The sequence below is a fragment of the Mesorhizobium sp. W050 genome (assembly GCF_054719535.1).
In genome coordinates, this window is sequence record NZ_JBTTIH010000001.1 from 3,018,797 (window position 1) to 3,033,272 (window position 14,476).

At 63.4% G+C, this 14,476-nt stretch carries 5 protein-coding genes; all 5 read right to left on the reverse strand.

Annotated features, from left to right (window positions below):
- Positions 1 to 44 precede the first annotated feature (44 nt).
- Positions 45 to 1,676 (reverse strand): tetratricopeptide repeat-containing sulfotransferase family protein, encoded by a 1,632-nt coding sequence (locus ACYG9Y_RS14670; protein WP_023689644.1) that lies wholly within the window; start codon positions 1,674 to 1,676, stop codon positions 45 to 47.
- Positions 1,677 to 1,711: 35 nt separating this feature from the next.
- Positions 1,712 to 2,383 (reverse strand): outer membrane protein, encoded by a 672-nt coding sequence (locus tag ACYG9Y_RS14675; RefSeq protein WP_023739271.1) that lies wholly within the window; start codon positions 2,381 to 2,383, stop codon positions 1,712 to 1,714.
- Positions 2,384 to 2,577: 194 nt separating this feature from the next.
- A complete protein-coding gene (locus ACYG9Y_RS14680) occupies positions 2,578 to 3,330 on the reverse strand; it encodes a heme ABC transporter permease (RefSeq protein ID WP_023682911.1) in 753 nt (250 codons plus the stop codon).
- 169 nt (positions 3,331 to 3,499) lie between these two features.
- Positions 3,500 to 5,272: a glucan ABC transporter ATP-binding protein/ permease gene (locus tag ACYG9Y_RS14685; RefSeq protein ID WP_023672897.1), complete on the reverse strand. Its 1,773-nt coding sequence runs from the start codon at positions 5,270 to 5,272 to the stop codon at positions 3,500 to 3,502.
- A gap of 343 nt (positions 5,273 to 5,615) precedes the next feature.
- Positions 5,616 to 14,195 carry a GH36-type glycosyl hydrolase domain-containing protein gene (locus ACYG9Y_RS14690; protein ID WP_023739270.1) on the reverse strand — a complete coding sequence of 2,860 codons (8,580 nt, stop codon included), beginning with the start codon at positions 14,193 to 14,195 and terminating at the stop codon, positions 5,616 to 5,618.
- Positions 14,196 to 14,476 lie beyond the last annotated feature (281 nt).

Here is a 14,476-nt window from a genome sequence, read left to right on the forward strand (position 1 = left end):
ACGCCAGCGCGCGTCGAGCGCGAGGTTGTTCGGGCCAACTGAAATCAGGACTGATAAACCGGACCCAGCGCCGCCTTCAGCGGATCCAGCGCGTCGCCATACAGCTTCCAGCGCTCGACCGAGGATGAATAGATCGGCTGGCGCACCTGCCAGCGGCTCGGCGTCCGCACGGTGCGCTCGGTTTCGTTGAAACGCAAGCAGGCATCGTCCCACTCGATGCCGAGGAATCCGATCAATCCGCGGGCGCGATTTTCGAAATCGGCGACCGTTTCTTCGTAGGGCATGTCGTGGATATCCAGCGGGATGACCTTGGCCCAATGGCGCATCAGGCGCTCATACTGCCGGTAATACTGCCCAAGCTTGGTCAGATCGGCGTTGTAGCCGTGCGCCTCGGAAAAATTATGCATGAAACAGGACGCGCAATTGTCCATCGGGTCACGCCGGCAATGGATGATGCGGGCATTCGGCAAGATCAGGCTGATGAAGGCCAGCAGCTCGAAATTATGCGGCATCTTGTCGACGACAAGCCGCGCCGTGTTGTTGCGCTTTTTGAGAGCGTCGAGATATTTCGATCCAAGCTCCTTGGCCTTGGCCGCAGTGAGCGCCGCCATGGCCTCGGTGAAAATGGCTGGGTCGAGCTTGTCGAACCCAAGTTCGCCGGCAAGTGAACGAATGGTCGACAACTCGCCGGCGCCATGGATATCGCGATGGCTGGCGCATATCTGCTCGGTCAGCGTCGTTCCCGACCGTGGCATGCCGACGATGAAGACCGGGCGTCTGGATGGATTTCCCAAATTGGCTCGCGCCTCGAAGAAGCCGGCGTCGAAGGTGTCGATGAAGCTGTCGTAAAGCTGGGTGTGCCGGTCGATGTCGAAGTCATTGCCGGAAATCGCCTTGGCCCTCGCGAAATGGCGGATGGCCGGGCCATAATCGCGCTGATCATTGAGCATCTTGCCGGCGGCGTGGTGCAGCACTACCCGCTCGCGATCGGTGGTTGTCGGCAATTCCAGGCGTTTCAGCACCAAAGGCAACGTCGGATCGTCCTTGACCGCCCGGCGCGCAAGCGCCATTCCAGCCAGCGCCTCGACATGGCCCGGGTCGATGGCAAGGGCCTTGCTGAAGCATTCGACCGCCTCGGCCGGCCGGCCAATGTCGGTGAGCAAATCGCCCATACCGGCAAGTGCCATCACCGACTGGCCGTCGATAGCCAGCGCCTGGCGATAGAACCCTTCGGCAATGTCGCCCTCGAGCTGGCTGCGGTAGGAGCGGCCGAGATTGCACAGCGCTTCGATGAGCCCTCCGTCGAGCTCGATCGCCTTTCTCAGATGTCTGCGCGCCTTGTCGACGTTGCCGGTGACATTGTAGGCATTGCCGAGATTGTTGCGGAAGATGGCGTTGTCCGGTTCGAGCTTGACCGCCCTTTCCATATAGGCAATGGCGGCGTCATGATGCTCGGCCTCGATGGCGAGCGTGCCCATCAGGTTCAGCGCCATGGCATTTTTGGGCTGCGTGCGAAGCACCGTCTGGTAGCAGAACTCGGCCTCGCGAAAACGCTTGCGCCGTTGCAGGTCGATGCCGCGCTGCAATGTCTTTTCCGCCGGCTCACCGGCGGTCGGCAGCGAGGCTGGGATCATTGCCGGCAGGCCCAGGGGTTGCCGGCGTGGCAAGAGCGGCATCCGTCAAATCCCGGTCGCGGCCTGCGACGAACCAATCAGAACTTCAGGGTAACGCCAAGCTGGAGATTGTGGGAGTACAATTTGGCGTTCTCGTATGTGCCGCCGCCATCATTGTCGTCTAGATCCACGCTTGTCACGGCCTTAAAGCGGTAACCGAAATCGAGGTCGACATTCTGCGTTACCGCGTAGGTAACACCGGCGCCCACCTGGCCGGCGAAACCCCAGCCGCCAGGCCCGTATCCAAAGGCGTGGCCATCAAAGTGAGTATCGGCGGTAACATAGGCCGCGCCGAGACCGCCGCCGACATAGAGTTTGGCATCACCAAAATGCGCAACATCGGCCCAGACGTTGGCGAGAAGATAGGTGGCCGACAGATTGCCGGAAGCCGGATAGTTGCCGACGCCCGTGTAGCTGTATTCGCTTGCCTTGTAGCGCGCGTAGGACAGTTCGCCTTCGACACGAAACACATCGTTGATGCGCCGACCGACAGCGCCGCCGATTACGAACCCGGTATCAAGATCGACTGAATACCCAGTACCATTGTAGTCCGTTTTCACATGGTTCGGGAAACTGGCGCCGCCGAAGAGCGTGACGTACCAGAGATCCTCTGCCCTCGGAACGTCGACGATCGCGTCGGCGGCGTACGCCGAACTCCAGCCAAGCGCCAATGCAAATGTCGAGACGCCAGCCAACAAGCGCAGTTTCATCGCCGATTCCCTCGCTACAACTAGTGACTGGTATCACTCTTGCTTCGCGGCCGAGCTGTCAAGAAAGCAAACGAGATCAAGGAGCCAAGCGAAGTCGGGAACAATCTTTTGAGAATTCTTGTTGCTGCACCGCAACATAGCAGCACATGCTAATGTTTGGCGGCAGGCGTATGGCTTCGGTTTTGAAAATCGCGCTAGTCGGCCTGCCGTGCTGCCACCCTGCGCATGGCGATCACCCGCCGGCGGCGGATTTCGGTGCGCATCGCCGTCAAATGCAGCGCGAAGAACAGCACGGTGAAGCCGAGCGCCATCACCAGCAGCGGCCATAGCAGGCTGGGATCGATCGTCGGTCCGCCGAGCCGGAACACCGACGCCGGCTGGTGCAGCGTGTTCCACCAGTCGACCGAGAATTTGATGATCGGGATGTTGATGAAGCCGACGAGCGTGATGATGGCGGCGGCCCAGGCGGCGCGGCTGGCGTCATCCAGCGCACGCGTCAGCGCGATGATGCCGAGATACATCAGGAACAGGATGAAGACCGAGGTCAGGCGGGCGTCCCAGACCCACCAGGTGCCCCACATCGGCTTGCCCCAGATCGAGCCGGTGACCAGCGCAAGTGCGGTGAAGGTGGCGCCGATCGGGGCTGCCGACTTCAGCGCGACATCGGCCAAGGGATGGCGCCAGACCAGCGTGCCGAGCGCGGCGACGGCCATCACCGTGTAGCACATCATGGCGAGCCAGGCGAAAGGCACGTGGATATACATGATGCGCACCGTGATGCCCTGCTGGAAATCCTCAGGCGCGGCAAAGCTCATATAGAGACCGATGGCGAGCAGGATCGCGGCGATCGACGCCAGCCACGGCACCAGCCTATCGGCCAGCCCGACAAAGCGCGTGGGGTTGGCGAGGTCGGTCCAGCCGGCGAGGCGTGAGGAGGTATCGCTCATAAGGTCTAGATAGACCGGCGGCGCGTTCGGGGCAATCGAGGGAGTGTCGCAGTCTTATTTACCCTCCCCCTCGTGGGGAGGGTCGCTGCAAAGCAGCGGGGTGGGGTGGCGGGCACTACCCCACCCGGACCTTCGGTCCGACCTCCCCACAAGGGGGAGGTAAAAAAGCTTACGCAGCTTCGATATTCACCGTGCGGCTGAGACGGCGGACTTCCTCGTCGTTGAGCAGGCCGCCGGCGCGCAGCAGGCTGGCGAAACGGCCATTGCGCAGCGACAGTTCGGCGAAGCCGCCCATCTCGACCACCTTGCCCTTGTCCATGAACACGACCAGGTCGGCGTCGCGGACGGTGGTCAGGCGGTGGGCGATGATGAAGGTGGTGCGGTTGCGCCTCAGTTCGTCGATGGCTTCCTTGACGCGGTCCTCGGTCTCGACATCGAGCGCGCTCGTTGCCTCGTCGAGCACCAGGATCGGTGCGTCCTTGAGCACGGCGCGGGCAATGGCGATGCGCTGACGCTCGCCGCCTGAAAGCTGGCCGCCGCGCTCGCCGACGACGGTGTCATAGCCGGCGCTCTTGGCAAGGATGAAATCCTGCGCGGCAGCCGCATTGGCGGCGGCGTGAACCTCGTCATAAGTCGCCTCGGCACGACCGACGCGGATGTTGTCCTCGATCGAGCGGTTGAGCAGGCCGGCATCCTGGAAGACGGTGGCGATCGAATGACGCAGCGACTTGCGGGTCACCGTGCGGGTGTCGATGCCGTCGATCAGGATACGGCCATGAGACGGCGAGAAGACGCGCTGCAAGAGGTTGATCAGCGTCGTCTTGCCGGCGCCGGTCGGGCCGACGATGGCAACCGTCTGCCCGGCCTGGACCTCGAAGGAGACGTCGTCGACGCCCTGCCGCGAATTGGCAAACTCGAAGCCGACATTCTCGAAGCGGACATGGCCGGTGACGTTGGTGAGGTCGCGCAAGCCGTCCGGCTCGGCGGAGTCGGCGGCCGAATCCTCGAGGTGATAGAAGTCCTCGAGCTTGGCGCGGGCTTCGGAAATCTGGTTGGCGAAAGCCGACATCTGGTCGAGGCGGGCAATCAGCAGCGTGGCAAAGCCGGTGAAGGCGATGACGTCGCCGATCTTGAGCTGGCCATGGGTGACCAGATAGGCGCCGATCAAAAGCACAACCATCATCGAAATGGTCGACGACAGGCGGTGCAGCGCATTGGCCATCGCCCACCAGTCGAGCACCGGGTTCTGCGCGTCGAGCAGGTTCTTGACATAGCGGCGCAGCGTATCGGCCTCGTGGCCGAGACGGTTGTAGCTCTGCAGCACGGCGACATTGCTGACCGAGTCGGTCACATGCGCGAACACCTGATGGTAGTGGCGCTCGACCGCGGCCTGGCCCGCCTTGGTGCGCTTCATCACAAGCCGGCCGATGCCGACATAGAGAACGCCCAGCGCCATCAGCACCAGCGACATGCGAAGATCCATGCTTATAGCGGTCGGAATCAGCAGAGCCAGCGCAACAGCCGTCGACAGATGCTGGCGCATGAATTCAAGCCACAGGCTGAACAGCGTCTCGACGGCGCGCAGCAGCGTGTGCAGCGCGTTGGAGGTGCCGCGCTGGTGGTGCCAGGCGAGCGGCATGGTGATCACGCGCTCGAACGACTGGCACAGCACCTCGCTGCGCCGCTTGTGGGCAAAACGGTCGGCGCCGCGCGCCACCAGCACGAAGGCGACGATGTTAAAGGCGCCGAGACCGGCCCACAGCGCCAGCGTCGAAAACACCGAACCCTTATCGGAGATGGCGTCGATTACCCGGCCGAACATGATCGGCTCGAGGATGGCGATAATGGCGAGCGCGACATTCGCACCGCAGATAAACGCAACGCGCTTCCTGTCGGCTGCGAGATAACCCAGCGCTCTCCAGTAGATTTGCAGAAGTGACACTTCAGCTACTCCGCCCAAAACATTATTGTGCACCGCACCATTTCTTGACACGTACCGGTTAACGGGTCGCAAAACAATGCCCGTCTACCTCTTCCGTTCCCATTCTGCGAACAAAAGATGACGACGTTGCGAAATCTGCCGTGATCACCTAACGGTTTGAGATAAAAGGTGAAATGTCAGTCTTGCGGCAAAATCATGGCAACAGCTGGCCCTGCCACATTTTTAGTCACTGCACGCTTGGACCGCCGTTATCGGGAAGGCACGCCGTTCTGCGCCAGGAGCATGTCGAAGTAGAAAACGCGCGCCTCGAAAGGCGCGCGTCAATAACCTGAAGCCTTTGATTTTACGAGGGTATCTTGACGACCACCTCGGTCTTGTCGCCGGCTTTCGGCTGAAAACCGGAAGATTTTGTCTTGGTTCCATTGACTTCGAGCGAGATTGATTTGGCCTTTTTGTCGCGGATGACGCGAACCTTGATCTCCGACCCCAGCATCTTCAGCGTGGCAGAATAGCCGTCCCAATGGCTGGGCAGTTTCGGCCGGAACGTGATCTGCTTGCCCCGCCGCTCAATGCCCAGAATGCCTTCGACCGCAGCACGGTAGAGCCATCCCGCTGAGCCCGTATACCAGGTCCAGCCGCCGCGACCGCCCTTGTCCTCACCGGAATAGATGTCGGCGGCAACGACGTACGGCTCGACGCGATAATGCTCGGCCGATGCATCGTCGAGCGCATGGTTGACCGGGTTCAGCATCGAGAAGCAGCGATAGGCATCGTCGGTGCGGCCCATTTCGGCGAGCGCGATCACGAACCAGGTCGCCGCATGGGTGTACTGGCCGCCGTTCTCGCGCACGCCCGGCGGATAACTCTTGATGTAACCAGGGTCCTTTCTCGTGTTCTGGAAGGCCGGGGTAAACAGTTTGACGATCTTGAGCTTGTCGTCGACCAGCAGGTTCGTCGCCTGCTGCATCGCCGTGGTCGAGCGCGCGGGGTCGCCCTCGCCGGAGAGCACGCTCCACGACTGCGCGATGGAGTCGATCTTGCACTCGTCCGAATTGTGCGAGCCAAGCGGCGTGCCGTCATCGTAGCTGCCGCGGCGATACCACTGGCCGTCCCAGGCGGTGCTTTCCAGCGCCCGCTTCAGCACATCGGCGTGTTTTGTCCAGGCCTGCGCCCGCTTGGTGTCGCCCTGCCCCTTGGCCACGGTGGTAAAGTCGCCCAGCGTCTTCAAAAGGAACCAGCCGAGCCAGACACTCTCCCCCTTGCCGGCTTCGCCGACGCGGTTCATGCCGTCGTTCCAGTCGCCGCCGAGGATCAGCGGCAGCCCGGCCGGGCTGCTGCGCTTGACCGCAAGGTCGAGCGCGCGCGCGCAATGGTCGTAAAGCGAAGCGCTCGTCTTGGAGATTTCCGGCGTGAAGAAGGCGTCGTGCTCGCCCTCGCCCAACACCTGCCCGTCGATGAAAGGCAGCTGCTCCTTCAGGATCCCTGTATCGCCGGTCACCTCGATGTAGCGATTGGTGGCATGCGCCAGCCAGACCACATCGTCGGAGATCATAGTGCGCACGCCGGCGTCGGTGCGCGGCAACCACCAATGCTGGACGTCGCCTTCGGGGAACTGCCGGCGCGCCGCATTGAGGATCTGGTTGCGCGCCAGTTTCGGATCATGCGCAAGCAGGGCCAGCGTGTCCTGTAGCTGGTCGCGGAAGCCGAAGGCGCCGCTTGCCTGATAAAAGGCCGAGCGGGCGCGGATGCGGCAGGCCAGGCTCTGATAGGGCAGCCAGTGATTGACCATGGCGTCGAGCGCCTTGTCGGGCGTCTCGACCTGGATGGTGTCGAGGAAGCCGCGCCAGACGCGTTCATTATCGGCCAGCCGCTGGTCGAAATCCTTGCCCGAATGGGTCTGCACCAACGCGCTCGCTTCGGCTGATGTAGCGGCGTCGCCAAGCAGCCAGACCAGCGTGACGTCGCCGCCGGCAGGGATGTCGATGTCGCTGGCGACAGCTGCGCACGGATCGTCGCCGGCCTCGACGCGGCCCGACAGGCCGGCGCCGCTGACGACGGCGTGCGGGAAGGCGCTGGTGCCATGCCTGCCGATGAACTCGCCGCGATCGGCTGTCACCGAATGCACCGGACCAGTGGCGGCCAGGAAGGCCACCCGGTCGCCGAAATCGAGACCGTAGGGGTTTTGCGCCAGAAGCGCGCCAGTCGCTGGATCCCTGGACGGGATGATGGTCGCAGCCGTGCTCGAGCGATGGCTGCCGAGGACCCATTCGGCATAGGCATAGACGCGCAGCCGCGCCGGCGCCGGGCCTGAGTTCTGGATGCGCAGCCGCGTGATCTTCACTGGATCGACGGGATCGACGACGTGCGTCAGATCCATCGACAGCGGGCCGCGTTTGGACCGGAAGGTGGAGAAGCCCTGGCCGTGCCATGTCTCATAGGTCATCGAGGGATCGCGGACCACGGCAGCCAGCGGCGAGAATGCCTTGCCGCTGGCCTGATCGTAGATGTAGATGCCCTCGCCCGGCCGGTTGGTGACCGGATCATTCGACCATGGCGTCAGCTGGTAATCGCGGCTGTTGCGGCTCCAGGTGAAGGCAGCGCCTTCGGCCGAGACATGGAATCCGAACGAGGCGTTCGAGACGACGTTGATCCAGGGCTGCGGCGTCGAGCGCCGCCCGGCAAGGCGGGTGACATAGTGGCGGCCGTCGCCCTCGAAACCGCCAAAGCCGTTCCATTGGCTGAGGCCGCTGCCGTCGGCGCTGCTGTCGGACGCGGCATGGTATGCAGGCGCCGCCGGCACCGGCAGAGACGGCTCGCGCAGCGACGCGGGGGCCACCGGCTGCAGGGCATCGCGTGCTTGCAAGGCTGCCGCCTCGGCGCGTTCGATCTGGTCGAAGATGGTGCCGTTGCGGGTGTGCAGAACCACGCGGGCAACCGCCAGCAGCGTCTTGTACGTCGCCTCGTCCATCAGGTCGCGGCGCACGGCGAAGATGTGCTGGCGCGGCCCGAGTTCCTTGCCGCGCAGGCGGCTGTTTTCGCACAGCGTCTCGACCGCGCGCTGCAGGTCCTGGACATAGGACGATGCCTGCTCGTTGACGACCACGAAGTCGATCATCATGCCGCGGGCGCGCATATACTCCTGGAAGCGCAGCGCCTGGGCGACAATTTCGAGGTCGGCCACGTCGCCGATGCGGACCAGAAAGATCGGGAAATCGCCCGAAATGCTGGTCGGCCACAGGCTGGACTGCTTGCCCAGCCCCGAAGCGATGGATTCGCCGGGCAGGCGCAGGAACGGATCGGGATAGATCAGGAAACGCGCCAGCTTCTGCACATTGGCGGCGTCGGTCAGGCTGAGACCAAGATGGCGGGTCTGCACCTGCGAACGCGTCCAGGCAAGCATCGCCTGGCGGGCAAAACTTTCGGGATGGTCGAGCCTGGCGATGGCCTCGTCAAGTTCGGCGCGGTTGGCGCCGACGGCGGTCCAGAAGGTCAGCGATATCTTCTTGTTGGCCGGCACCCGCACCTGGCGGCGCAGGGCCGCTACCGGATCGAGGGTGAAGCCGTGGTGACCGCCAAGCTTGGCGCCGGGATCGAAGGCCGCCGCTTCCGCGATGGTACGGCCACGGCCGATGAAGGCACGGCGGTCGGTTTCGGCCTCGGCATCGCGCGCCGACCCGGACGGATCGGTGACGAAATGCACCATGGTGACGTCAGGCTCGTGCTTGTCGCGCTTGTGCCTGGTGGCAAAGATGGCACCGTTGTTGGCAGCGATCTCGGTCTCGATAAACATTTTCGAGAACGCAGGATGGGCATTGTCGGAGGCTTCGTTACCCAGCACCAGCTCGGCAAAGGAGGTCACCTCGATATGCCGGTCAGTGGCGCCGTCGTTGTAGAGCGTGACGCGCCGTCCCTCGCCATTGCCTTCCGAGATGACGATGCATTCGACCTCCGAACGCAGCGAGCCCACTGTTTTGACGAAGCTCGCCTTGTCGTCGGAAAACAGCGTCTGCACTCTCTCGCCGGTCGCCTGCTTCGGCTCTGCGGTGGCCGACCACCAGTCGCCGCTGCCGGCGTCGCGCAGGAAGATGTAGGAGCCGAGCCGGTCTTCGGTCGGATCGGGCTGCCAACGGGTGACGGCGAGTTCGCCCCAGCGGCTGTAACCGGAACCGGTGGCCGAGACCATGACGGAGTAGCGGCCATTGGACATGACGCTGGTGGCGCGCAACGCCCTCAGCGGGTCGAGGACGATGCGCGAATCCGGGCTCTCGACCTCGGTCTCGTCCTTCGAGCGCTCGTCGGCTTCGGTCCTGACTGTGGCGGTCGGGATGTCGCGCGGCGCCCTCTCCTGCAGCAGGAGTTCGGCAGACTCGATCACCGGATCGCTGTGGAAGCGGTCGCGCAGCCTGCCCTCGAAGATGGCGTCGGCAACGGCGGCGATCGACATGCCGGAGTGATGCGCCATGTAGTTCAGGACAACGGCATGGTCGGTGCCTTCCGGCACGCGCTGCGGCGTGAAGTCGACGGCGTCATAAAAGCCATGCCGGCCGAGAGCGCCGATGGAGCGCAGCCTGGCCAGATTCTGGACGGATTCGCGCGGTGTGAACTGCGCCGCGAGGATCGTGGCGTAAGGCGCGATCACCGTGTTCTGGCCAAGGCCGCGCTTGAGACCAAGTCCGGGCACGCCGAAATTGGTATACTGGTAGGTCAGTTCGCGGTCGCGGGCGTTGTAGGCCGCTTCCGAAATGCCCCAGGGCACGTTCTTCGAACGCGCGTACTGGATCTGGCGCTTGATGATCAGCTTGCTGGTCTGGTTGAGGATCGAGCCCTGCGGCTCCTTCATCACCAAAGGCGGCATCAGATACTCGAACATCGAGCCCGACCAGGACATCAGCGCACCCTGGAAGCCGATCTCGACGATCGGCCTTCCAAGCCGGAACCAATGCTCCGTCGGCAGGTCACCCTTGGCGATGGCGAACAGGCTGGTCAGCCGCGCCTCGGAGGCGAGCAGATCGTAGCAGCTCTCATCGAGCTGGTGCTCCTCGACCCGGTAGCCGATCGAGAGCAGTTTGCGCTCCTGACGCATCAGGAAAGAGAAATCCATCTCGAAGGCATAGCGGCGGCAGCGTTCGCGCAGCGCCAGCAGCTTGGCGCGCAAGGCTTCGACGGCGTTTTCGTCGCTGTGCGAGTCATGCACATGCGCCTCGCAGGTCGCTTCCAGCCGTGCCGCCCAGTCGGCGATAATGTCGCTGCGCTGCGATCCGGCCTCGGTGTGGATGGCGGTGGCGAGCTTGCGGATCTCACCGGCAAGCACGGCCAGGTTAATGGTGCGGATCGAGGCCATCTCCGGCTGCGCCTTGATGGTCATGACGGCGCGCCGCATGCCATCGAGGCGATCGGCCAGACGCTGGCGCAACGGCCGCAGTTGCCGGCGGTCGTCAGGCAATTCCTCGAGGCTCTCGTCGAGGATGCTCACCGTGTCGAGGACGCCTTCGAAATCGCCCTGCAGGTGAACGGACGGGGCTTCCGCCCATTCGGCGCAGGCAGCCGCCACCGCGACCAGATGTCCGGCGAGATTGCCGCTGTCGACGGCGGAGATGTAGAGCGGATAGAGCGGTTTGAGCGTCGTGGTGTCGTACCAGTTGAAGAGGTGGCCGCGGTTGCGCGGCATGCTCTCGATGGTCGTCATCGTGGCGTCGATCCGGGTGATGGCGTCGGAGAGCGCAATCCAGCCGAAATCGCGTGCCGACACCACCGACAGCAGGTAGACGCCGATATTGGTCGGCGACGTCCGCGGCGCCACAACCGGCGCCGGGCTTTCCTGGAAATTGTCGGGCGGCAGATTGTGGTGCTCGGCCGTGACGAAGGTTTCGAAATAATGCCAGGTGCGGCGCGCCACGGTGCGCAGCGCGTGGATGTCGGCCTGCGATATGCGCAGGCGGTCCTCGGTCTCGGCCGAGCGGCTGATCCAGCAGGCAACCGCCGGCGAACCGATCCAGAACAGAGCGAAGAAGAAGGCGACGAAGGCACCGGTGGAATCGGCCAGCACAGGGATAGCGAGACCGACGGCGCCGATGATCACGGCGCCATACATCATGCTGTAATAGGAGCCGATATCGTTGTCGCCGCCCTTGTGCGCCTGCGACGCGGTGCGCCATTCCAGCAGGTTCTGGCGGCTGACGAACAGGCGGTAGAGCGTGCGCACGATGGCGTCGCCCATCATCCAGGCATTGTGCGCCATCAACAGCACTTTCAGCGCCACAAGCGCCGTGCCGAAGACGGTGTCGTGCGCCAGTGCGGAGAAATGGCCGCGCGGCGTCTGGTCGCCGCTCTTGGGCAGGATCGCGTTGACGACATCGAAGGTCGGCGCCATGAACAGCGACAGGATCAGCAGCGCCTGCCACTGCGCGGCCTGTGTGAAGGGCAGCAGCGTCCAGCCGGCGATCGCCGCCATCACCCAGAAGATCGGGGTCAGCGAGCGGCGCAGATTGTCGACCATCTTCCAGCGCGACAGCGCCGGCACGCCGGAACGCGGCGAGAAGATGAAGCGCAGCAGCTGCCAGTCGCCGCGCGCCCAGCGGTGGTGGCGCGAGGCGTCGACCGAGTAGCGGGTAGGATAGTCCTCGACCAGTTCGACGTCGGTGACAAGTGCTGCGCGCGCCAACGCACCTTCGAGCAGATCGTGGCTGAGGACGGTGTTTTCCTCGATGCGGCCCTGCAGCGCCGCCTCGAAAGCGTCGACGTGATAAAGGCCCTTGCCGGTGAAGGAGCCGTCGCTGAAGACGTCCTGGTAGAGATCTGAGACGGCAAAGACGTAAGGATCGAGACCGCTGTTGGACGAGAAGACGCGCTGGAAGAAAGAAGCGTCGTCGCCGCTGGTGAGCGAGGCTGTGATGCGCGGCTGCAGAATGGTGTAGCCGGCGGTAACGACGCGCTTTGTCGCGTCGAAATGCGGGCGGTTGAGCGGATGGGCGAGCTTGCCGACCAGTGACGACACGGCGTCGCGCGTGGTGCGCGTGTCGGCGTCGAGCGTCATGACATAGACGACCTTTTCCGGCAGCGGCACGTCGAGCGGCAGGAAGGTGGTGTCGCTGTCGCCGCGCAAGAGAAGGTTCAGCTCATGCAGCTTGCCGCGCTTGCGCTCCCAGCCCATCCAGGCGCCCTGCGCCTGGTTGTAGAGCCGGCGGCGATGCAGGATATAGAAACGCGGCGCGCCTTCCGAGGGATAACGGGCATTGAGCCTGGCGATCTCGTCGCGCGCATATTGCAGGATCTCGATGTCGGCGGCGTCGATCTCGGTCTTGGAATCCGGCCAGTCGGACAGCAGCGCGAAATGGATTTCTTCGGCCGTGTTGGCGAGGTGATGCACCTCGATGTTGCGGATGTTTTCCTCGACATCATCGCGCGAGCCGATCAGCGACGGCACCACGACCAAGGTGCGTGATGCCGCCGGAATGCCGTGCTTGTAGTCATAGCCGACGAGCCGCGTCGGCTTCAGGAACAGTGAAACAACGGTGTTGAAGAAGGCGAGCGCGCCTTCGCTGGCAGGCACCGCAAACAGCGCCAGCATCAGCGTGATGGATTCCACCGACAGGCCGAGATGGGCAAGCGCATTGCCGGAGACAACCAGCAGTAGCACCGTCAGCAGGAAGACCGGCACAACGATGCCGAGCCAGCCCGTGGCGGTGAAGGCGCGCTTGAAGGTCACATGGAAGGGCGGCCGATAGCCGATCGCCTTTTCCAGATCCGGCCGGCGCGGGCCGACCAGGAAGAAGCCGACATCGGTATGCATGGCCGGATCGGCTGATGCATCCGGCACGCCGGAGGCATCGGTGACCCCGGGAACATGGCTGGCCAGATCGATGGCCTTTTCGGCGACACGGAATTCGGACAGGTCGGAGCGGCGCGCCAGTTGCTCGATCGACGTGCGGTACTGGTCGCGCGAAAAGAAATCGAGCGCGGCGAAATCGGTGCGCTCGCGCAACAGCGTGTCGATGCGGCTGACGCCCTCGAACCACACCGTCCAGTCGACGTCGTTGATGAGGCGCAGGCCGCGGATGATGTTGCCGGTGGTGACATTGCCGCTGGACAGCGTGCGATGCTCGGAAATGATGATTTCCTCGGCGTCGGAGCCGGTTTTCTCGAGCTCGACCTCCAGCCATTCCAGCGCCCTGCCGGCATTCTGCGAGCCGTCGCGCAGGCGGTAGAGCAACTGGGTGGCGAAGGTGGTGTCCTGCGCATGCGCGCCGTAGCCCGACAGGATCTTCCGGCGGTCTGCATTGTCGTCGGTCGCCAGCACGCGGTCGGCGACCTCGTTGGCGATATGGCGCATCTGCCTGGTGCGGTCGACGCGCACGGCGATGCGGCGCAGATTCTCGATCAAAACGAAGCGCAGCAGCGACGGCAGCGCCCACAATTCGCCGATCTTGAGCGGCTCGACCGACTGAAAACCCTCGACGATGGATTTGAACATGGTCGCCGAAACCGAACTGTCGGAATGGGCGACATAGCTCCAGGCCAGGGCCAGCGCGCGCGGCACCGCGGCGCGGTTGGCCACTTCCAGGGTCGGCAACTGCCGGTAGAAACGGCGCGGCAGGTCGCGCTTCACCTGAAAAATGGTCTCCTCGACGAGATAATTGTTGTCGAGCAGCCATTGCGCGGCAGGCGTGATGGTTTCGCCCTTGGCCTGGGCGGCATTGGTCGAGCGGTAGACTTCGAGGATTTTCTTGGCGCTGTCGCGGATGCGGGCCTGGAAATCGAACGGCGTCAGGCCGAACAGGTCCTTGATGTCGCCGTTGGCGAGGCTTTCGCCCAGCGCGCGCAGCCGCTCTTCGGGCAGGAAATTGGAGCGTATCGGCTCTTCGGTGATGACCGGGAAGCCGGCGCTGGACTTTTCGATTTGGGCAGGATTTGTCTGGATATTCATTGAAAATTCCGCATGGGGGACGCGATGCGGCGCCACCGCCACGGCAATGTCCCTAAAACCGATTCAAATGCAATTGGTTGCATGATTACACTGGCCGAAAGTTTTGCTTCGCACCACGCCAGAGGCGTTATCCCTTCGACATTTTAAGCGGGGCTTTCGACAACTCAAGGACGAGCACCCCTGCCCTCCGTCCGCCTTGGAACGACGGAAGGATTCGGGCTTTTTCGTGATCCAGACAACAGCTTACGCCAGATTTCTCCGGCGTGCGATCATGTTTGGCA

Excerpts from the sequence above, each read along its gene's own strand:
- ACYG9Y_RS14670 (WP_023689644.1), bottom strand. The coding sequence starts at position 1,676 with ATGCCGCTCTTGCCACGCCGGCAACCCCTGGGCCTGCCGGCAATGATC.
- ACYG9Y_RS14675 (WP_023739271.1), bottom strand. The coding sequence starts at position 2,383 with ATGAAACTGCGCTTGTTGGCTGGCGTCTCGACATTTGCATTGGCGCTT.
- ACYG9Y_RS14680 (WP_023682911.1), bottom strand. The coding sequence starts at position 3,330 with ATGAGCGATACCTCCTCACGCCTCGCCGGCTGGACCGACCTCGCCAAC.
- ACYG9Y_RS14690 (WP_023739270.1), bottom strand. The coding sequence starts at position 14,195 with ATGAATATCCAGACAAATCCTGCCCAAATCGAAAAGTCCAGCGCCGGC.